Raw genomic sequence first — 19,678 nt, forward strand, 5'->3', positions numbered from 1 at the left:
GAGACGTCATGCCAATGGTTCAACCTAAGTCATTAAAATACCGGGTATGGGCAACACACATTGGATTGTGCTTGTTCTTGGCTGCAACGATCTTCCCGCTATTGATGATTGTTGCTATCTCCCTGCGTGAAGGTAACTTTGCTGGTGGTGAGTTAATTCCAAGTAACCCAACTCTTGATCACTGGCGATTAGCGCTAGGCTTCTCGGTGACCAACAGTGACGGTAGCGTGACACCACCGCCATTCCCAGTACTACTATGGCTGTGGAACACCGTGAAGGTAGCAGGTATTACTTCTATCATCATCGTGGCGCTATCGACAACCAGTGCCTACGCGTTTGCTCGTATGCGCTTCAAAGGCAAGAGCACTATCCTGAAAGGGATGATGATTTTCCAGATGTTCCCTGCGGTACTTGCTCTGGTTGCGTTGTACGCCTTGTTTGACCGTTTGGGTCAGTACATTCCGTTCTTGGGGCTAAATACACACGGTGGCCTGATTTTCTCTTACCTTGGCGGTATTGCCCTGCACGTTTGGACAATCAAGGGGTACTTCGAAACCATCGATGGTTCACTGGAAGAAGCGGCAGCTTTGGATGGTGCAACGCCTTGGCAGGCATTCCGCTTGGTTCTTCTGCCACTGTCGGTGCCGATTCTTGCGGTAGTATTTATCTTGTCGTTCATCGGTGTGGTGACTGAAGTACCGGTAGCCTCACTGCTACTGACGGATGTAAGCAACTATACGCTAGCGGTTGGTATGCAGCAGTACCTGTACCCGCAGAACTACCTATGGGGTGACTTTGCGGCGGCCGCAGTGCTATCAGCGATTCCTATTACTACCGTCTTCCTTCTGGCCCAGAAGTTCTTGGTCGGTGGTCTAACAGCAGGTGGTGTGAAAGGGTAATTTATCCACTGTTTGCCTGACGTAGCAACGCAAACCGGATGCCTCGGCATCCGGTTTTTTTATGGGAAACTCCAGCTACAGAGTGTTTGTCATTGTGGTAAGTGTGATTCTTATCAGTAAAGCAGGGAAGCGGATATCATCCCATTAAAGCGATATATTGCTTTTATTTCAGATAATAACTGCTACGCTTTAGAAGTTGGTTTACGTTGTGAATAAACCCAAATATGTGGAGGCTTCTAATGAAAACAATACTTGTTCTGATGATGCTTGCTTTTTCTGGATTTACTTTCGCCAATTCTTCATCGGGTCACAGTGGCGGTAGTACAGTGACTGCACCACAAATAATCTGTATGTATGAAGGGAAGATATTGGGTGTAACAGCCATTCCGGTCTATGAATGTACTAAGCTTAAAAAAGAGATGAAGGAAGGCTCGAACAATTAGATTTGCCTCATTCTTATAAAAGTGATCATCAATATGGTCACTTTTTTTATTTATAAAATATCAATTAACCGTCAATCTATAATCATGTTTCCTATTGCTTTTTTGTGATGACTTTCTGTTTATTATTATCAACTTGCTCAAAAAGTAAAATTTTGAATAAATGATAGGTTTTAACTATTTAAGCCATTTTTATAGTTCCACATTCTAGTTTGTGCTGATAGAATCATTCTAGTGGGGTATAAATGAGTGCCCCGATGAATAATAACAACATGCTTGTTTTTCACTTAGGCAAGCAACTCCCGGGCCTAGTGCCTAACGAAGGTTTGGCCGCCGATCTGTTAGGGTAAGCTGGGCTCCAAATGACATTGGCGTTGCTGCATAGCTGGGCTTACCTTTGCACAAAGAGTAAGTTTATTTAGTAACCAAAACCCGACACAACTGTTCGGGTTTTTTTGTATCTGCGGCATTGCGACTGGCTTGAATCACCCGCCGGTAAAGTCTTATCGGTGACGACCGTTGTTCCCTTAACTTTCGTCGCCGCGTTTTGTCGGGTTATTTAAGGAAAGGAAATAGCTTTTCAATTTCCTCTGGGGATAGTCCCTCAACGCGCTCGATATTGCGCTCCGGGATCCCTTCAGGATCAGGGTAGTGTTTTAACACTTTTTCCATGCTCTCTTCACGGATCAGGTGAAAAATGGGGTAAGGGGAGCGGTTTGTTAAGTTCTCGGCGTCTTCGGGCTCTGTGCCATGGAAGCAATAGTCAGGATGGAAGCTCGCAACTTGATAGATACCTTGGTAACCCATCTGGAAGACCAGCGCATCAATAAGGTCAAGGTATTGGTTATAGTCTGCAAAGTCATCGAAGAGGCCTGGTGTTACGACTAAGGTGGTTTCCAGTTCGTCTACTGGAGTGCGATCGAGTTGCTTGAGCTGCTGGTAGATCTCTTCCAACAGAATATCTTCGCTTTGCGCCTCGGAGATGAAGATCTGGATTTGCTGGTTGCGATTGGGCTTGGCTGCAAAAGGGCAGAGGTTTAGCCCGATGACGACCTGTTCCAGCCACTGTTGGACTTGCTGGTGTACTTGTTGTTTTTTTGTATTTTGCATAGCTGACTTCTGGTTGGGCCACTGAGCAATGTGGCAGAGTTAGTTAACGGTATTGTTATAGTGAATATCATAAAAAAGGCCAGCTAACGCTGGCCTATTAATTTGGAACCTGGCGACAGATTAGGCTTCAGCAGACTCTGCTGGTGCTTTCTCTGCTTCCGGTGCCGGGAACTGCTTGACTGGCTTGGCAACAAGCTGACGTGTCGCTGAGCGAACTTCAGCAATGGTCACTTCAAGCTGATCGCCAAGCTGGTATTCTTTCATCTTGTCGATGTTCACAACGCCTAATTCGCCGTTGCACTCAATACGCTCTTTGTTGTCGAGGATAAGAGGAGCCGGGATGAAGGCGGCTGCGCCATTCTCAAGCAGGCGAACACGCATACCGGCACGGTTGATGTCGAAGATTTCAGCAGTAAACACAGTTGCGTCCTTGACGGCATCTTTTAGCAGGCGAACGTATAGCCAATCGGCCACATCGCGTTCGGCCATGCGGTGGTTGCGGCGGTGGGTCGCGATCTCTTCGCCCACGCTATCGTCCGGTGTCTGGCTAGGTTCTTGGCCTGAGATAACCGCTTTAAGTAGGCGGTGGTTTATCATGTCACCATACTTACGGATAGGCGATGTCCAGGTCGCGTAGACATCAAGGCCCATCGCGTAGTGGGCTGCAGGTTTGTTACCTACTTCACTGTAAGCCTGGAATTTACGCAGACGGTTGTCTAGGTATGTCGTGTCCTGATCGTTCAACCAACGACGAAGGGCACTGAAGCCTTCAAGCGTCAGCAGTTGTTCTTTTTCAAATGGTGCTTCGGCTTTGGTCAGGAAGTCCATTGCAGTATCCAATTTTTCAGGATTAAAGCCGTTGTGGTAGTTATAAACACCAAAACCGAACTTTTCTTGCATTACGCGACCCGCACAGATATTCGCTGTGATCATCGCTTCTTCGATCATACGGTTCGCAGTACGGCGTGGATCGGTGTGGATAGCAACAACATCGTTATCTTCGCTCAGTTCGAAGCGGTAGTCTGGACGATCCGGGAATACCACCGCGTTGGCTGCACGCCAGTCGCTGCGCGCATTAGCAAAACCGTGCAGGGCCTTGATTTGTTCGAGGATGGTTTCGTTCGGCGCCCAGTTTTCACAAGCACCGTGCTCAAGCAGATCAGAAACATTGTCGTAAGCCAAACGGCCCTGCGACGTGATCCAGGCGGCAAAGAAGTGAATATCGTCTTGGATCACTCCATCTTTGTCGATGCTGACGCGGCAGCAAAGGGCTGGGCGTTTCTCGTTTTCTAGCAGCGAACACAGCTCATCGCTCAGTTCGCGAGGCAGCATTGGGATGTTACGGCCCGGTAGGTAGATGGTAAAGCCGCGTTCACGCGCTTCTTTATCCATTTTGTCGCCAACTTCGATGTAGGAAGTAGGATCGGCAATGGCGATAGTGATTTCAAAGCTACCGTCTTCCTTGGCAACCGTGTAAATTGCGTCATCCATATCTTTGGTTGATTCACCATCGATAGTGATGAATGGAAGCTCAGTCAGATCTTCACGCTCCAAGCCTTCTTCGAGCATTGACCAGCTGTCCTGCGGAGCAGGCTCGGCATTTGGCAGATCGTGACGAGCCAGTGTGACCCACCAAGGCGCAATCTTGTCGTTGCTGTCCGTGATCTTTTCTTTGATTTCACAGAAGAACGTCTTGTTGTCACCCACCAATGGATGGCGAGTCATATTGGCAACAACCCAGTCGCCTTCTTTAAGCAACTCCGGGTTTAGACCTTTGACAGGTCGAGCTTTAATAGCATCTTTCAGCTGAGGGTGATCGGGAACAACATGCAGGCGATCACGGATGAGTTTCACTCGGCCAATGAAACGAGTAATGAATTGCTCGATCAATTCCTGTGGTTCAGCGACTTCGCGTTCCTTTTCCGTACGAATAACCGCCATAACACGGTCACCGTGCATAACGTTTTTCATATAGTTAGGTGGAATGAAGAAGCTTTCTTTGTTGTCGACTTCAAGAAAGCCAAAGCCACGGTCAGTTGCCTTGATGCTGCCTTCTTTCTTAGGAAGTGTTTCCTGAATTTGTTTTTTAAGCTGTGCTAGTAAAGGATTATCTTGAAACATTATGCCCGGTCTCAGGTTGTTAACAGGGACACTATAAAGTTTTCAGCCCACAAAACCAAGCGCCAAGCCGATGCTGACATCGGATTATCATATTTGTTAAGCAGGAAATTAATCAGCGGTTGCGATAATTCGCTCTTGGGGGAATGAGTTGGCGAGGCTCAGGGGGCGTTGAAGCAACTATTTGTAACAAAAGTCGGTCAAATAGGGGCAAATGAAATGTGTTTTAAATGCGATGAGTGATTAATTTTCCTCGAAAATGGCTGCCCTGTTGCACTTATTGTATAAATAATAGGTGCTTGAAGGTTAATTTGTGACAGTGCTCAATTTTTTCTGGCTTTTTATCTTGTAATGGCGCACAATGCGCGCCTCTATAGTCGAGGCCCATGCTTGTGGTTGCTGTTGCAGAACCGTTTTATAGCAGTAGGGGCCCCGTTTTACGTTAGATCATTTATTGGGATCCCAATGCAAGAATCTGTTACAGAATTTCGCCAGTTAGACCTGGCCGACACACTACTATCCGCACTAGACTCAATGGGCTTCGTTGCGCCGACTCCTATCCAGGCGGCGTCTATTCCTCTTCTACTTACTGGTACTGATGCACTAGGTAAAGCGCAGACAGGTACAGGTAAAACAGCGGCATTCTCACTGCCACTGCTAAACAAACTGGATCTTGGCCAGCACAAGCCACAGGCTATTGTTATGGCACCGACTCGCGAACTAGCGATTCAGGTTGCTGCTGAAATCAAGACTCTGGGTCAGAATGTTAAGGGCCTGAAAGTTCTAGAGATTTACGGTGGTGCTTCTATCGTTGATCAAATGCGTGCCCTTAAGAACGGTGCCCACATTGTTGTTGGTACGCCTGGCCGTGTTAAAGACCTTATCACGCGTGATCGTCTACACCTTGATGAAGTACACACGTTTGTACTTGATGAAGCAGACGAAATGCTGAAAATGGGCTTCGTTGACGACGTTACTTGGATCATGGAGCAAGCGCCAGAAACAGCACAGCGTGTTCTGTTCTCAGCAACTATGCCGCCAATGGTTAAAGAAATCGTTGACCGCTTCCTGCGTGAACCTGCGCGTATCGACGTTGCTGGTGAAAACCGTACTGTATCTCAGGTTGAGCAGCAGTTCTGGGTTGTTAAAGGCGTAGAGAAAGACGAAGCAATGATGCGTCTTCTTGAAACTGAAGATACTGATGCGTCTATCGTATTCGTACGTACTCGTCAGGATACCGAGCGTCTGGCTGATTGGCTATCTGCACGCGGCTTCAAAGCAGCGGCACTTCACGGTGACATTCCTCAGTCTCTTCGTGAGCGTACTGTTGATCACATCAAGAAAGGTGTTATCGATATCTTGGTAGCAACCGACGTTGTTGCTCGTGGCCTTGACGTGCCACGTATTACGCACGTATTTAACTACGACATCCCATTCGATGTTGAGTCGTACATTCACCGAATTGGTCGTACTGGTCGTGCTGGTCGTAACGGTAAAGCGATCCTATTGGTTCGTACTAACCAGATCCGCATGCTGCGTACTATCGAGCGCGTAACTAAGTCTCGCATGGAAGAAATCCAACTTCCGCTACGTGACGCTGTTGCTGAAGCCCGTCTGAACCGCCTGGGTCAGGAGCTAGAAGCACAGAAAGAAGAAGCAAGCCTAGAAGCTTTTGTTGAGCTGGTGGAGAAACTACAAGAAACTATCGAAGTTGATGCTTCAACACTTGCCGCTATGCTACTTAAGCGCCAGCAGGGTAACCGTCCTCTGTTCTACAAAGGTCCAGACCCAATGATTGCTGCCATCGAGCGTGACAAGCAGCGCCGTGAGCGTCGTCGCGATGACCGTGGCGGTGAGCGTGGTGAGCGTCGTGAACGTCGTAGCTTCAACACTGCTGACTGGGATACATACCAGCTACAGGTTGGTCGTGAGCAAGGTGTTCAGGTGAAAGATATCGTTGGCGCAATCGCAAACGAGCTTGGCCTAAGCAAAGAGTTCATCGGTGCAATCAAACTGGCTCCAGAACACACTTACGTTCAGCTTCCTAAGAAGATGACTAGCGAAGTGGCTGCACAGCTTAAGAAGCTACGCATTCGTCAGAACGAAGCGAAAGCTGTCGTTGTCGCTGACGATGTACTGCGTGAGCACCGTCGTGGCGGCCGTGATGGCAACCGTGGTGGCTACCGTGGTAACCGCGATGGCAACCGTGATGGTAACCGTGAAGGTAACCGCGAAGGCTTCCGCCCTCGTCGTGACGGTGAGCGTCGTTTCGACCGTAACCGTGGCGGTGACAACCGTGGTAGCTTCCGTGGTGAGCGTAACCATGGTGCACCTCGTCGCGACCGTAAGCCTCGCTTCGAAGATTAATCAGCTTAGATTACATAATCTGATTTGATGACTTGAGAATCCAGCTCCCTTGGGGCTGGATTTTTTTATGCCCGTAAAATGTGGCCCACTTGCAATCTTCTAATGACTTGATCTTCATGATGCCAAGTCTGTCTTTTAAGACAGTGATGATTGTTCCCTGTGGCACACGCTCTATACTTTTCCAAATGGTTATAAAAAGGGAAAGTCGACATGCAACCAGAAGTCTCAACATGGTTAGCACGGGATCCTGATCCGGTGACACGCGAAGAGCTACAACAGCTCGTTGATGGTAATAACCAATCAGAGCTGGCTGAGCGGTTTGCTTCTCGACTGGCCTTCGGTACTGCCGGGCTGCGCGGGATCGTTGGGGCCGGACCAAATCGGATGAACCGGCTGGTTATTCAAGAAACGGCATTGGGGCTAGGTAAGTACCTGCAGCAGGTTGAACCACAGTCTGCGCTCAAGGGGGTGGTCATTGGCTATGATGGCCGTCCGGATTCGCGTCAGTTTGCCCACGATGCTGCTGCAATGCTAACGTTCATGGGGATCAAGGTTTATCTGACAGAAAAAGTGGCACCCACCCCAGTGGTCGCCTTTGGTGTCCGTCAGTTGAATGCAGCAGCAGGCGTGGTCGTCACTGCGAGTCATAACCCACCGGAGTATAACGGGTTCAAGGTATACTGGGGTAATGGCGCCCAAATTATTCCTCCTCACGACTCGGGTATAGCCGGTCAAATTGATATCGCTGCTGCAGAGCCGTTACCGCACCACTCGGTTGAGGATGGAGAGCGGCAAGGGCTGCTGGTCTGGTTAAATGACGATTTCTATACTGAATACCGTAGGGCGTTGAATAATAGCCCGCTGCTTGCAAATCAACATCAGCCTGAGGCTCTGAGTCTTGCCTACACTGCAATGCACGGCGTTGGTGCGGAGCTGGCCGAATCACTGTTGGCCGATGCCGGGTTTAGCAAAGTTTACAGTGTGGCCGCACAGCGCGAGCCCGATGGGACATTTCCCACCGTTAACTTCCCTAACCCGGAAGAGCCCGGGGCAATGGATCTTGTAATTGCGGAAGCCGATAAGCATCAAGCCATGCTGGCCTGTGCCAATGATCCTGATGCCGATCGCTTTGCCGTCGCAGTGAGAACGGAGGAAGGGGAATACCAAATGCTGACTGGGGATCAGGTCGGTGCCTTGCTGGGGCATTATTTGCTGACCCATGCTGCCCCGACCCAAAATTTGGTTGGTACCACCATTGTTTCTTCCACCTTGCTCAAGAAAATCGCCGAGTCGATGGATGCCGTGTTCTACCAGACGTTGACCGGGTTCAAGTGGTTGACCAACGTCGCGATGGAAAAACAAACCGCAGACAGTCAATTTCTATTCGCCTATGAGGAAGCGTTAGGCTACACCGTTGGTAATACTGTGTGGGATAAAGACGGGTTGTCCGCCTTGGTGGCGTTTGCCCAGTTAGCAGCAGAGTTGGCGGCAAAAGGAAAAACGGTATGGGACCAGCTTGAGTCTATCTACCGGGAGCACGGCCTGTATATCAACGCCCAGCGAAGTATCGCCTTGCAACCGGGTTCGCCACCGGTAGGTGACAGTTTGCGCGCAACGCCTCCCACCCATATAGCCGGAAGAGGGGTGGCCATTATTGATGATTTGAAACTGTCGCAGCGTATCCATGCCGATGGGCAGATTGAGCAGATAGACCTACCGCCAAGTGATGTATTGATTTATCACCTCGACGATGGATCCCGGGTGGTGGTCAGGCCGTCGGGGACAGAGCCTAAGCTCAAGTGTTATTACGAAGTGGTTGAAGCGATGAGCCACGAAGACTGTTTCAGCCATGTTCAGCAGCATGCCCAACAGGCAATGGAGGATTTGATTCGTAAGCATCAGGCTTCACTGGAATAATGTCGTTTCCCCAGCGAGGTTGTGCCGTACTGGCTGGGGAAAGACCTACATAGCAAAAGCCACCGGGATGGCTTGCTTAGCCATTACGCTGCTCGTTGAGTTCAGCGTAAGTGTGAAGCAAGTCGGTCAGTACTTTAATCCAGCCAAATGCGTCTTTGGGCGCGTTGACCAACAGTCTTTCTACCTGTTCGCAATGCTGCTCTAAGGTGACTGCTTCTTCCAGGTTGAATGACATCGCGTAGAAATGCCAAAGTATAAGGCGGGTCATGCGCACGGTATTCTGGTTGGCATTTTCCGATGCGGCAAACGCGGTGCTGACTTCACCAAGTGCGATGGCTGTCATTCGCAGCATGGCATCGAACTGTGCAGATTTCATGCGATCTTCGCTGTCAATCTCTTCCTGCTCAAAGGTAAAGATTTCTTGCATCATATCTTCAGGCACCATGCGGCCAATCACCCTTAAGCTGAACTCTTCCAGCTCATGGCGTGGCATCGTCATCAGGCACTCTAGTTTGTAATCGCGTTCCATTGTATCTCTGCTTGGCTATCAGTTGTGGGGCGCGTATTTTGCGTGATTTTGAACGTAATTTCCAGCAATCGGACGGCGTTTACTTGGTTTGCAGGTAAGTGTGGCGAAATAGGGGGATAATGCTTTGACAGATTACTGACAAAGCACAGTAAACCTTGCGGTATGGTCGGCGCGAATTTGTAACGAAAGCGACATTATGACCAAGCAACAGAAGCGCATTGAGCCTCAAATAACAGAACTGGGTATCTCATCATCTGAATCCTCGGCACCGAAGAAAAGTGTCAAGCCACGTCGTTCTTACCGGAAATTAAAGTTTGCCGTAGTCGGAGTCTGCCTACTCACTACGGGAGGCTTGATTAAAATGGGCATGGATATCAATGATGAAGTCACCACTAAGTTTGAGGGGCAACTGTGGCAGCTTCCTTCGGTTGTTTACGCGCGTGAACTGTCGCTACAACCGGGTGTGCTGGTTCGTTATGAAGACTTGGTCAATGAACTAGAAGCGCTGAAATACCGCAAGGTAAGCAAGCCGACCCGCCCGGGTGAATACTCGACAGGCCGCTTGACAGTTGAAATGATCCGCCGTCCTTTTGAGTTCCGTGATGGTCAGCAGGAAGCTCGGCATGTGGTGGTCAAATTTGACTACTCTAAAGTAAAGTCGATCACTGAGGCTGAGTCTAACCGAGAGCTGGGTTATATCCGAGTTGAGCCCAAGATGCTTGGCATGCTAGAAGCACAAACAGAAGAGCAGCGTATCTATCGGCCAATGGATGAAATGCCACAAGACTTGATTGATGCACTGATTGCAACAGAAGACAGGGACTTCTATCAGCATGACGGCATTTCGCCAACGGCCATTGCGAGGGCGTTTATCGCAAACCTCAAGGCTGGCCGCACCGTCCAGGGGGGGAGCACACTGACTCAGCAGTTGGCCAAGAATATGTTTTTGACCAGTGAGCGCAGTCTGTGGCGTAAAGCGCGTGAAGCCTATATGGCGCTGATTATCGACTACCGTTACAGCAAAGATCAGATCCTCGATGCGTATTTGAATCAGGTGTATTTGGCACAAAGTGGCCGAGATGCAGTACATGGTTTTGAATTAGGTTCGCGTTTCTATTTCGGTTTGCCGCTGTCTGAGTTGCGTGTTGATCAGCAAGCCCTCTTGGTTGGGCTCGTTAAGGGGCCATCTTATTACAACCCTTGGCGATACCCAGAGCGCGCCAAAAACCGCCGTAACTTGGTGTTGCAGTTAATGTTTGAAAATGGCGTGCTGGAACAGGACGATTATCTTGCAGCTGCGGAAAAGCCACTTGATATCCAAGCGAAAGGTACGATTTCAAATCGTCAGCCTGCATATTTCGGTCAGCTTCAGCGGGAACTGGCCGCGAAGGTGAAAAACTATGAAGCGGGGCGGGGGCTAAGGCTATTCACTACACTGGATCCTCGCTCACAAGCAATGGCTGAACAGTCGGTTCGTAAGGTTATTCCGAAGTTAGAATCAAAGGCGGGTGACCAGCTTGAGACTGCCGTTGTTATTGCTGACAGAGTCAGTGGCGAGATTCGTGCGATGGTGGGCGGCTCCCGCCCGGGATATGACGGTTTTAACCGTGCCGTTGATGCCAAGCGCCAAATTGGTTCAGTAGTAAAGCCTGCGGTTTATTTGGCCGCTCTTGAGATGCCGAAGCGTTTTTCTCTGGCAACCAGCCTTCAAGACAGGCCGCTGACCCTGAAGGGCCAGAACGGGGAGAATTGGTCGCCTCGAAACTATGACAGGCAGTACCGGGGCGAGGTACCGCTGTATAGCGCCTTAGCGAAGTCCTATAACATCCCGACGGTGAATCTGGGCATGGCTGTCGGCCTGGATGAAGTGATCAACACCATGGAAAAGCTCGGTATTGATAAAAATGAAGTGCCGAAGCTGCCGTCTATGCTGCTCGGGGCATTTACCCTGACCCCGGTAGAAGTGACCCAGATGTATCAGACCATTGCCAGTGGCGGCCATCGAACTGAACTTTCGGCATTGGGAGCGGTGGTTGATAGCGAAGGGAATATACTTTATCAATCCTTGCCTGTATCAACCCAGGCTGTCTCACTACAGGCTGCGTGGTTGACCATGTATGGCCTACAACGTGTTGTAAGCGAAGGTACCGGGCGTTATCTGAATTCTTTGCTGCCGTCTTCGCGTTTGGCCGGCAAAACCGGTACTTCCGACAGAGGACGAGATAGCTGGTATGTCGGTGTCGATGGCCGTGAAGTGGTAACCATATGGATGGGGCGCGATGATAACAAGGCCGTTAAGCTTACCGGCTCGTCAGGCCCGCTCCGTTTGTATGCAGACTATATCCAAAGCCGCGATCCGGAACCTCTGGTCTTACAGACCCCGGCTCAAATTAGTGACTTTGACTATTACCGTGATCAACACGGTGTTTTATCGCAAAGCTGTGTCGGGCAAACACACCTACCCGCCTGGGATCCTCAAGGGACATTGAAGCAGGGGTGTGTGCGTAAAGTAGAGTATTTCTTTAAGCGTTTATTCCAGTTCAATTAAGACCCAACGGGCTAATCTCAGGCCTATTCAGCGAGCATTCGTGGCGGGGTTTTGTGGCTTGGTGTCTGCCCCAAATCGCTTTGATTTGGGGATTGCGGGGTTATCGGCTAGAATGCACCGCTTGCAGAAGCGTTCGGAAAAGAAATATGCGACTACTAAAATCAACTGTGCACCCTGATTTAAACGAGCTTGATACCTCTGAGCTTCATCATAATACGTTTCATCGTAAGGCGGCACGGGGCATTATCCTCAATGGTGACAATATCCTAATGTTGTACACCGAGCGATACCACGACTATACCTTACCGGGGGGTGGCATTGATGAAGGGGAAGATGCCATTGAGGGGTTGATCCGCGAACTGCAGGAAGAAACTGGCGCACAAAACATCCGTGATATTCGTGAGTTTGGTATCTACGAAGAGTACCGCCCATGGTACAAGCCAGAACATGACATCATGCATATGCTTTCTTACTGTTACGTCTGTAGCATCGATGAGCAGCTGGGCGACACTAAGCTGGAAGATTATGAAGTGAAAAACGGTATGAAGCCGGTTTGGATCAATATCTATGATGCGATTGCCCACAATGAGCACACCATTGCCAACAGCGAGAAAAAAGGCATGTCGATCGAACGTGAAACCTTCTTGCTGAAAGCCATTGTTGCTGAATTGCTGGGCAAAGGAACGGCGGAAGATGGGGAAACCCTCTTTAAAGCCGCAAGCTGATTGGCTGCTTGAGCCATCACCGCTAGACAGCGAAGCATGGTTGGAAATTTACTTCGAACGGTCTCAGATGAGGCCGTTTTTTGTGGGCGTAATTTGTCTGAATCATCAGGTGAGACGATGATGATTTGCTTGGTAGTGGTTTTATTTGCCTTGAAAGGGATATACCGGTTGATTTGTGTCACGCTTTTCTTTTTGTGGAGAAAATTTTTCTAATTTAACTGGTTTATGTAGGCGAAATAAGAAAATATTTTCCTCAAGATAGCAGTACATTAAACCTCATAAAGACAAGGGCTTATGTTTTCTTCTATTGCATTCTAATGAGCCCGGCAACCCTACCTAATGTCATGAAGGTGATGAACATGAAAAAGCATCTGTGGAATGGTTTTGTTGAGACAGTAAAACGTGAAGTTGTGCCTGCGTTGGGGTGTACCGAGCCTGTCTCTGTTGCGTTGGCTGCTGCCGTGGCAACGCGTGAGCTCAATTGTGCTCCAACCAAAATTGACGCCTATGTTTCACCGAACTTGATGAAAAATGGAATGGGGGTCGGTGTACCGGGAACCGGAATGGTGGGGTTGCCGATTGCCGCTGCAGTGGGTGCGCTGGCAGGTGATGCGGATGCGGGCCTAGAGGTACTGAGAAACATCACTTCGCAAGATGTTGCTAGCGCCAAAGCAATGCTAGACACTGGTGTGGTGTCGGTTGGTGTGGCGGATGTCAGCAATATCTTGTTTGCCAAAGTGACCGTAACCGGTGGTGATGATTCGGTGACCGTTATTATTGCCGATAGCCATACGCGTATTGTTTCGATTGAAAAAAATGGCCAGCCACTGTTTATTGCCGATCAGGCAGACATTAGCCAGGTGACGGTAAGAGAGAATATCTTCGAGCAGGCGACGGCCCAGGATATCTTTGAGTTCGCCTTGAACGCTCCTTTGGAAGACATTGATTTTATTTCCCAAGCCTATGCATTGAACGATGAGTTATCGAAAGAAGGGCTGACAGGAAAGTACGGTCTGCAAATTGGCGCGACGTTCCAACGCAATGTCGATCGCGGTCTGCTGTCGGGAGGGCTGCTGACAGATATTCTGCGTCGTACATCCGCGGCATCTGATGCCCGCATGGATGGTGCGATGAAACCGGCGATGAGCAACTCTGGCTCGGGTAACCAAGGTATTGCTGCGACAATGCCTGTGGTGGTGGTCGCCGAGCATGTTAAAGCCGATCACGAAACAACGTTGCGCGCCCTGATGATGTCGCATTTGATGGCTATCTATATCAAAAGCTATCAGAACAAGCTATCGGCCCTTTGCGGTGCCACTACCGCCTCGATGGGCGCAGTGGCTGGGATGACCTGGTTACTTGGGGGGCAGTTCCGCCATATCAGTAATGCTATCTGCAGCATGATTGGCGATATTACCGGGATTATTTGTGACGGCGCCAAAACCAGCTGCGCGATGAAAGTGTCATCGTCGGCGAGTGCAGCCATAAAAGCGGCATTGATGGCACTTGAAGGGATCCGGGTAACGGGGAATGAAGGGATCGTTGCCGATGATGTCGATGCCTCAATCAGAAACATGTCAGCTTTGGCGAATGGCGCAATGACACAAACTGATGTCCAGATCTTGGAGATCATGGTTCATAAGTGAGCACTGCCTGTCACTGAGGAACAATAGAAGGGCACTTAGGTGCTCTTTTTTATCCTTTTACCATAGCGTGCGCCGATGATACTTCCGAAAAGCTTGCTCCGGGGGTAAGTGACTTCATTCTTGCAATAAAATCTAGCCTGATTTTGGTGTATTGGTAGCGCGTTTTGCAGACCAGCCACTGGGAGCGGTCCGGGTGAATTTCAGTGTTAATACATTGTCCTTCCAAGGTGCTGCTATCTGTGAGTTCAAGGCGAACGTCGTAATGGGCATCACAGGCTTGATCAAGACAGTTTTGCAGCCTGTGGTCTATGGGTTGGTAACGATTTGTCATAACGCGGTCTCTATAATTAGGGGCTGCGTTGTTGTTTTTGCCCCAAGTTGAGTGAATGTTTGCTCACGATTGCATTGCCACCACCTAAAAAGCGTAGCCAAAAATGAGAATCATGCTCAAAACTGAAACAACTTGAAATACTTTTGGCTTCTGTATGTTTATTAGAAAGAGGCCACTACTCTGATTTCTAGCGAGTGACCTCAGGGGGAAAGGTTAGACAGCGATACTGGCCGGCTGAAGGTACTGCTGCCATGCATCATGGTACAGGGATTTTGATGTTGCTCTTAGCTTGCTAATTTGCGCCATTTCAAATTCATTATGTGGGCGGTTCTGGCTGAGAGCCGTACGCTCAATATGCTGAATTTGTTCGTAGATTTTATGCTCTTCACCATTTTTTACGTTAGAAATAGCTTCTAGATGCAATTGTACTTCTGCAATTAGATCAGATTCAGGCAGTTTCACCAGCAGTTTTAAGTCTCGGTAGCCAGAATCCGTCGGCGATTTGAATCGGTTCTTCACCGATACGATCGTCGCCTCTTTGCTGATCAGCTCAAAGGCATGGACCAGGCCCGGAATATCGTCTGCAACCAGTGAGGCTCGGGCAAGGTCAGTAATTTTACTGGCATCGCCATTGAGCTCTGTCGCAATCTTCTTTTCTGCTCGTGCTCTTGATTTAACATCAGGCATCACGATACTGGTGTCTGTCATCATACCCACCTCGTTCATCAGGTTAGCCAGTTCCTGCTGGGCTGAAGGGGCCACGTTGTACAAATCTTCAAAATTAAGGTGAGGCTGCTGAATATCGGCAGCGCGCCAGCTCTCAATGCTGTAAAGTCCGCTCAGGCTTTTTTGGAACGACTTTTTACTGGCTTCAGAATGCTTAGGTGATACCTCGTAATCTTGTGCAGAGTAGTCTGTCATCAATGGTGTTGCCATCGCTGACCCGCGGGTCAGGAAGAACAGAACAAAACACGTTCGAAGTACAGATCTCAAATCCATCAAACAACTCCTTGGTCGCCCGAACAGATCGGGCCTCATACGTAAAAAGGTGCATCTCAGCGGGTAAACCGGCTCAGAAAAAGTGACGTATTTTTTGAGTTGCTAGCTACTCTACGCTTGTTAGATTATCAAAGTTATCTGAACGCGGGATGAATTTTGAATGTTCATCGGTGAGAGTTAACAGAGGGCTGACAGTGGGGGCTGTAATCATCTGAAATATAAAGGGGAGCGATAAGCTCCCCTTGATAAATAAATCGGTTAACTGGCCATGGCAAGCGGTTCTGGCTGCAGGTATTGATGCCAAGCCTGCTGGTACATTTGCTGAGATTGCTGTCGCAAGACTTTGATTTTTGCTACTTCGATATCATTGAGAACACGTTGTTCTTGGCCTGCTTGGCGCTCGATGTGCTGAATAGACTCATAAATGTCGTGCTCGGGACCACTTTTGATCTCTGCAATGGTGTCTAAGTGTAGCTGTACCTCAGCGATGAGGCCGGTTTCTGGGAGCTGTACCAGCACCTTTAGATCACGGTAGCCTGAAGAGGCCGGCTGTTTGAATCGGTTCTTGGTCTCGACGATGGTGCTCTCGCGGTTAAGGTGGTTAAAAGCGTCGACCAGAGACGAAATATTATTGGCGACAAGGCTACCGCGGGCAAGGTCGGTAAGTCTTTCTGGGTGACCATTGAGTTCGGTGGCGATTTTCCGCTCGGCGCGCTGGCGGGATTTAACACCGGGAAGGATTGGCTGTGCTGCGGTGTGGAGGCTGATTTGCGCTAGAAGTTGTTCGAGTTCCTGCTGGGCGGCTTGGGCGTGTTGGTAAAGCTCATCGAAATTCTGGTAAGGCTGGCTTAATGCTTCTTGTCTGAAGCTCGGAATTGAAAATAAGCCGCTTAGGGAACGTTGGAAGTTATCCTTGGTGTCTTGTGTTGGGGATGGAAGCTTAAACTCCGGATCACTAAATTGTGGTACTGCTGCATTGGCAACTGGGCCACGCCCGAAAACACATAACAGAACAAAACACGTTCTGAACAAAGACTTCGCGATCATTGGATCTCCTTGGTATCACCGCTTCAATATCAAGCGGTACACTTAAGATATCTGGGCAAAGGCTGGCTTTTCAATATGAACCTAGGCGAAAAGCTGGCAGTGAATCATCATCCTGTGAGCAGCTTCCCAATCAGAATATTTACTGTGTGATCTCTACCAAAAATAGGAATTTCTCCTTTGTAGGGCAGATGGCGGAAAATTGAGCGCATGGCCCTGTTTGAGCGCTTCCCTACAGTGAGTGCTCTGTCGAATACGGTTCCTTTACGGCTTAAAGGGTTTGCGATCATAAAGGGATATACGTAGCTAGGGTGAGGAATGTTAGAATCCAAGGGTGAGGCAACTGAAGAGGTAAATGATGCAACAAAGTTTAATGATTATTTTTGCGGCGATTTGGCTCGCGATGGCAGCAGGTAGCTATATGTTGTTTCAGCGAGGGACGGATGTCGCAAGGAAGCGTAAGTTGTGGCCGAGATATACCATTGCCAGCAATGTTGTGATTGCTGCGGTGATTGTATACGCCCAGCCGCCACTGCCGATGATGATAGGTTTGCTGGTGTTTATGGTGCCGTTAACGTGGTTGACTATTCGTTCGACTAAATTTTGTGATGGCTGTGGTAGCCCATCACGCGCGCCATTTTTTATGAAGCCACCTGAGAAGTGTTCCCACTGCCAGCAAAAGCTCTGAGCGGCGGTTAAGTTTTTTAGGCGCAGGCTCTTTCTTCGAGCGGGGGGCTGTCAAATTGAATGCCCTGCCAGCCATATTTCATGAAGTGGCGAATGTTTTGATGATCGGTTGCGTCGGGGTGCTGAAGGACATCATTGCGGTAATAGTCGCCAAAACAGGCAAGGGTTTCAGCTTCTGATAATTGGTTAAGCTTGGCAAAAGCGAAAATCCGGCAGGAGCCCTCGTTGGTTCCAGCTTCATTGAACAAGGTGTCGTTACCAAGACCATTGGTAAAGGCTGTGGGTTGATAGGTGTAATTCTGCTCAATAATGGTTATCACCTCAGTGAAAGAGACCGTCTGAGGGTGTGATTTCAGCTTCGCAAGTAGCGTTTCCATAGCAATTATCCTTTTACTGAGGGGGCGAAATTAAGTTTATCGCCCCATCGTTACAAGCGGTTTAACGATTACCTGACTTTTTTGCCTGCTGTTTTAGTTCAAAGTCCAGCTCATCCGGGAATACCACAAGACCATCTTCATCTTGGTTCGGGAAAATAACGATGGCCAGTTCATCGTCCTCCAGGCCGTATGTCCATCGGCTGTGCCATTTGTTCAATGAAATCGCTTCGGCTTTGCAGTTTTCCCACTCGCCTGTTGCCCAAGATTCGGCAAATTCTTTGTTTGGCCATACTGGTACACAGTCCTCGTCATCTGTATTGAGCATGACGCAACCATGTTCATCTGTCAGAATCCAGATTTCGCGGTTACTCACCACTTCTTTCACCAAATACTTATAGCGCTGTTCAGCGTCATAGGCTTGAATCTGTTCAATTTGGCTTGGTTCTAACGGTGTGGACATTTGTATTTTCCTGTTACCCATAGTAGTAGCGTCATAGCATAGAGGAAAATTAGACTTTAGTCATGAAAATAGCCTTAACCGTACTGGATAAGGCTATTAAATAATTGGGGGGAGGTGACGAGTTAACGCAAGGTATATGGAACGCGGACAGTAAGCTGGAAATCAGGCGCATCGGCGGTTAAGCCCGCACTCACCCCAACGTTTAATGTGGTCTCAGGATTAATTGCATAGTTTGCTCCCATGGAGATGGAGTCGAGTTGCAGCAGCTTGGCATCGGATGGTGTCGAACCGTCAACTTTCGATTTTAAAATTGTTCTGTGGCTAAGGCCCAGGCTGAAAGAAAATTTTGGGTTTACGGAAAAACCCATACCGGCGCTGAATCCGACCGTATCACCGAGGTCGATTTCATTTCTCACCGACTCACCATCAATTTCAGAGGTGACATCATCTTTGATGTTCCAGATATAACTGAGGTTGGCATAGATAACGGCTGGATCCATCGGCATGATCATGGTGACGCTGGGCTCAATGCTGGGGAACCCTGAACCGGTGGGGAGTTCCTCGAAGCCGAACTGGGTATCCACTGGTACATCGTAGGGGGAGGTGCCTGTTGTCGTCTTGAATCTTAACCCTGCAATCCAGTATGGCGCGGTATCCATATTGATTTGATACTTGAACGCTGCCTCAATGTCGCCGAGATCGCTGCTGTCAAACGTCCGGGTTTCGGCTGAATCACTCCCTGAATTGACACTTCTGCGTGATATGGAGTCATAACGATAAACCCAGGGGATTCTGGCTTCTACTTCAAGACGGTTAGTGATCCCGTAGCGTCCGGTGAGGCCGAAGGTTAGGGTTGTACGATCTGTGTCATTAGCCTCAATGAGGCCAACAATAAGAGAGGGTAGGACAGTGTAGCCTACCACCGATACGGTATTCGATGAGTTTTGTGTAAAAGATAAGCTGGTATCTAGTACAAACGAGCCTTTGGGCGTCAAGACTCCAGGCAGCTCTGGGTCAAGGAGATCGCCAAAGGTTTGTACGCGTTTTGGCTTTTGGTTAGGTTGCGTTGGCTCTGTCGTTTGCTCGGTTTCAGCTGCGACTGTCCCTGATATCAAAGCAAGAAGCGCGATAAAGCTTTTGTTATTGAAAGTACTCACGATTTCCTCACTTAATTCACTTAGCTTACCCATAAGTAATAATGTGGTTATTGCTTTATATAGCTATGCAATAAAAATCTGATAGCTTTGGATAAGAAAATAATAGTAGAGGTGAGAATTATATGGTAACTGGGAATCTTATTCTTGGTCTTAATATTGAGAAAGGTGATTTTATTTCTTGTGTTTGAGAAAGTGAAAATATTGTTTATTAAATGAAGCACAATTCTAATTATTGAAAAAGTGAGAATGAATTTCATATTTTTAACGATATAAGCGCAGGGAATTAAAAGGAAAAGTTCATAATGAAAAGCACAAAAAATTATT

17 protein-coding genes are annotated in these 19,678 nt (G+C 48.6%); 8 read left to right on the top strand and 9 right to left on the bottom strand.

Features of this window, described 5'->3' with window-relative positions; all coding sequences use genetic code 11:
• Positions 1–8: 8 nt before the first annotated feature.
• Together malG and C9J03_RS09110 are read left to right on the top strand one after the other, a co-directional pair.
• On the top strand, positions 9–899 hold the full coding sequence (gene malG, locus C9J03_RS09105; protein WP_039465681.1) for a maltose ABC transporter permease MalG: 891 nt from the start codon (positions 9–11) through the stop codon (positions 897–899).
• A gap of 239 nt (positions 900–1,138) precedes the next feature.
• Positions 1,139–1,342, top strand: a complete 204-nt coding sequence (locus tag C9J03_RS09110) for a hypothetical protein (RefSeq protein WP_044620757.1) — start codon at positions 1,139–1,141, stop codon at positions 1,340–1,342.
• Positions 1,343–1,894: 552 nt separating this feature from the next.
• On the opposite strand, the gene C9J03_RS09115 is transcribed toward C9J03_RS09110, so the two are convergent.
• On the bottom strand, positions 1,895–2,449 hold the full coding sequence (locus tag C9J03_RS09115; protein WP_044620758.1) for a DUF1415 domain-containing protein: 555 nt from the start codon (positions 2,447–2,449) through the stop codon (positions 1,895–1,897).
• A gap of 120 nt (positions 2,450–2,569) precedes the next feature.
• Positions 2,570–4,570, bottom strand: coding sequence for an exoribonuclease II (locus C9J03_RS09120; protein WP_044620759.1), 2,001 nt, complete (start codon positions 4,568–4,570; stop codon positions 2,570–2,572).
• Between the two features lie 462 nt (positions 4,571–5,032).
• Between C9J03_RS09120 and C9J03_RS09125 the strand changes: the two genes are divergently transcribed.
• Positions 5,033–6,934, top strand: coding sequence for a DEAD/DEAH box helicase (locus C9J03_RS09125; RefSeq protein ID WP_044620760.1), 1,902 nt, complete (start codon positions 5,033–5,035; stop codon positions 6,932–6,934).
• A gap of 210 nt (positions 6,935–7,144) precedes the next feature.
• Entirely contained in the window at positions 7,145–8,851 is a 1,707-nt protein-coding gene (locus C9J03_RS09130; RefSeq protein WP_044620761.1) for a phospho-sugar mutase, read from the top strand.
• A gap of 76 nt (positions 8,852–8,927) precedes the next feature.
• Here the strand turns inward: C9J03_RS09130 and C9J03_RS09135 are convergent, their stop codons facing one another.
• Positions 8,928–9,380 carry a hypothetical protein gene (locus tag C9J03_RS09135; protein ID WP_044620762.1) on the bottom strand — a complete coding sequence of 151 codons (453 nt, stop codon included), beginning with the start codon at positions 9,378–9,380 and terminating at the stop codon, positions 8,928–8,930.
• A 196-nt stretch (positions 9,381–9,576) separates the two neighbouring features.
• On the opposite strand from C9J03_RS09135, the gene mrcB reads away from it, so the two are divergent.
• The 3 genes from mrcB to C9J03_RS09150 all read left to right on the top strand — a co-directional run bounded on the left by mrcB (position 9,577) and on the right by C9J03_RS09150 (position 14,299).
• Positions 9,577–11,928, top strand: a complete 2,352-nt coding sequence (mrcB, locus tag C9J03_RS09140) for a penicillin-binding protein 1B (RefSeq protein WP_082060441.1) — start codon at positions 9,577–9,579, stop codon at positions 11,926–11,928.
• A 146-nt stretch (positions 11,929–12,074) separates the two neighbouring features.
• Positions 12,075–12,653: an NUDIX hydrolase gene (locus tag C9J03_RS09145; RefSeq protein ID WP_044620763.1), complete on the top strand. Its 579-nt coding sequence runs from the start codon at positions 12,075–12,077 to the stop codon at positions 12,651–12,653.
• Between the two features lie 359 nt (positions 12,654–13,012).
• A complete protein-coding gene (locus C9J03_RS09150) occupies positions 13,013–14,299 on the top strand; it encodes an L-cysteine desulfidase family protein (RefSeq protein WP_039465704.1) in 1,287 nt (428 codons plus the stop codon).
• Between the two features lie 49 nt (positions 14,300–14,348).
• On the opposite strand, the gene C9J03_RS09155 is transcribed toward C9J03_RS09150, so the two are convergent.
• The 3 genes from C9J03_RS09155 to C9J03_RS09165 form a co-directional block, all read right to left on the bottom strand.
• Positions 14,349–14,630, bottom strand: coding sequence for a Rho-binding antiterminator (locus C9J03_RS09155; protein ID WP_082060442.1), 282 nt, complete (start codon positions 14,628–14,630; stop codon positions 14,349–14,351).
• Between the two features lie 213 nt (positions 14,631–14,843).
• Positions 14,844–15,629, bottom strand: coding sequence for a RelA/SpoT domain-containing protein (locus tag C9J03_RS09160; RefSeq protein ID WP_044620764.1), 786 nt, complete (start codon positions 15,627–15,629; stop codon positions 14,844–14,846).
• 258 nt (positions 15,630–15,887) lie between these two features.
• Complete coding sequence (locus C9J03_RS09165) at positions 15,888–16,676, bottom strand: RelA/SpoT domain-containing protein (RefSeq protein ID WP_044620765.1); 789 nt, start codon at positions 16,674–16,676, stop codon at positions 15,888–15,890.
• A gap of 352 nt (positions 16,677–17,028) precedes the next feature.
• Between C9J03_RS09165 and C9J03_RS09170 the strand changes: the two genes are divergently transcribed.
• Positions 17,029–17,361, top strand: a complete 333-nt coding sequence (locus tag C9J03_RS09170) for a hypothetical protein (RefSeq protein WP_231569065.1) — start codon at positions 17,029–17,031, stop codon at positions 17,359–17,361.
• A gap of 16 nt (positions 17,362–17,377) precedes the next feature.
• On the opposite strand, the gene C9J03_RS09175 is transcribed toward C9J03_RS09170, so the two are convergent.
• The 3 genes from C9J03_RS09175 to C9J03_RS09185 form a co-directional block, all read right to left on the bottom strand.
• Complete coding sequence (locus tag C9J03_RS09175) at positions 17,378–17,737, bottom strand: HopJ type III effector protein (protein WP_039465713.1); 360 nt, start codon at positions 17,735–17,737, stop codon at positions 17,378–17,380.
• Positions 17,738–17,798: 61 nt separating this feature from the next.
• Entirely contained in the window at positions 17,799–18,197 is a 399-nt protein-coding gene (locus C9J03_RS09180; RefSeq protein WP_039465715.1) for a DUF2750 domain-containing protein, read from the bottom strand.
• A 122-nt stretch (positions 18,198–18,319) separates the two neighbouring features.
• Positions 18,320–19,354 carry a transporter gene (locus C9J03_RS09185; RefSeq protein ID WP_231580618.1) on the bottom strand — a complete coding sequence of 345 codons (1,035 nt, stop codon included), beginning with the start codon at positions 19,352–19,354 and terminating at the stop codon, positions 18,320–18,322.
• Positions 19,355–19,678: the final 324 nt, after the last annotated feature.

The sequence above is a fragment of the Photobacterium gaetbulicola genome, assembly GCF_003025515.1.
Classification (GTDB): domain Bacteria; phylum Pseudomonadota; class Gammaproteobacteria; order Enterobacterales; family Vibrionaceae; genus Photobacterium; species Photobacterium gaetbulicola.

Coding starts and splice junctions, on each gene's coding strand:
- malG (WP_039465681.1), top strand. CDS start 9: ATGCCAATGGTTCAACCTAAGTCATTAAAATACCGGGTATGGGCAACA.
- C9J03_RS09110 (WP_044620757.1), top strand. CDS start 1,139: ATGAAAACAATACTTGTTCTGATGATGCTTGCTTTTTCTGGATTTACT.
- C9J03_RS09115 (WP_044620758.1), bottom strand. CDS start 2,449: ATGCAAAATACAAAAAAACAACAAGTACACCAGCAAGTCCAACAGTGG.
- C9J03_RS09120 (WP_044620759.1), bottom strand. CDS start 4,570: ATGTTTCAAGATAATCCTTTACTAGCACAGCTTAAAAAACAAATTCAG.
- C9J03_RS09125 (WP_044620760.1), top strand. CDS start 5,033: ATGCAAGAATCTGTTACAGAATTTCGCCAGTTAGACCTGGCCGACACA.
- C9J03_RS09130 (WP_044620761.1), top strand. CDS start 7,145: ATGCAACCAGAAGTCTCAACATGGTTAGCACGGGATCCTGATCCGGTG.
- C9J03_RS09135 (WP_044620762.1), bottom strand. CDS start 9,380: ATGGAACGCGATTACAAACTAGAGTGCCTGATGACGATGCCACGCCAT.
- mrcB (WP_082060441.1), top strand. CDS start 9,577: ATGACCAAGCAACAGAAGCGCATTGAGCCTCAAATAACAGAACTGGGT.
- C9J03_RS09145 (WP_044620763.1), top strand. CDS start 12,075: ATGCGACTACTAAAATCAACTGTGCACCCTGATTTAAACGAGCTTGAT.
- C9J03_RS09150 (WP_039465704.1), top strand. CDS start 13,013: ATGAAAAAGCATCTGTGGAATGGTTTTGTTGAGACAGTAAAACGTGAA.
- C9J03_RS09155 (WP_082060442.1), bottom strand. CDS start 14,630: ATGACAAATCGTTACCAACCCATAGACCACAGGCTGCAAAACTGTCTT.
- C9J03_RS09160 (WP_044620764.1), bottom strand. CDS start 15,629: ATGGATTTGAGATCTGTACTTCGAACGTGTTTTGTTCTGTTCTTCCTG.
- C9J03_RS09165 (WP_044620765.1), bottom strand. CDS start 16,676: ATGATCGCGAAGTCTTTGTTCAGAACGTGTTTTGTTCTGTTATGTGTT.
- C9J03_RS09170 (WP_231569065.1), top strand. CDS start 17,029: ATGATGCAACAAAGTTTAATGATTATTTTTGCGGCGATTTGGCTCGCG.
- C9J03_RS09175 (WP_039465713.1), bottom strand. CDS start 17,737: ATGGAAACGCTACTTGCGAAGCTGAAATCACACCCTCAGACGGTCTCT.
- C9J03_RS09180 (WP_039465715.1), bottom strand. CDS start 18,197: ATGTCCACACCGTTAGAACCAAGCCAAATTGAACAGATTCAAGCCTAT.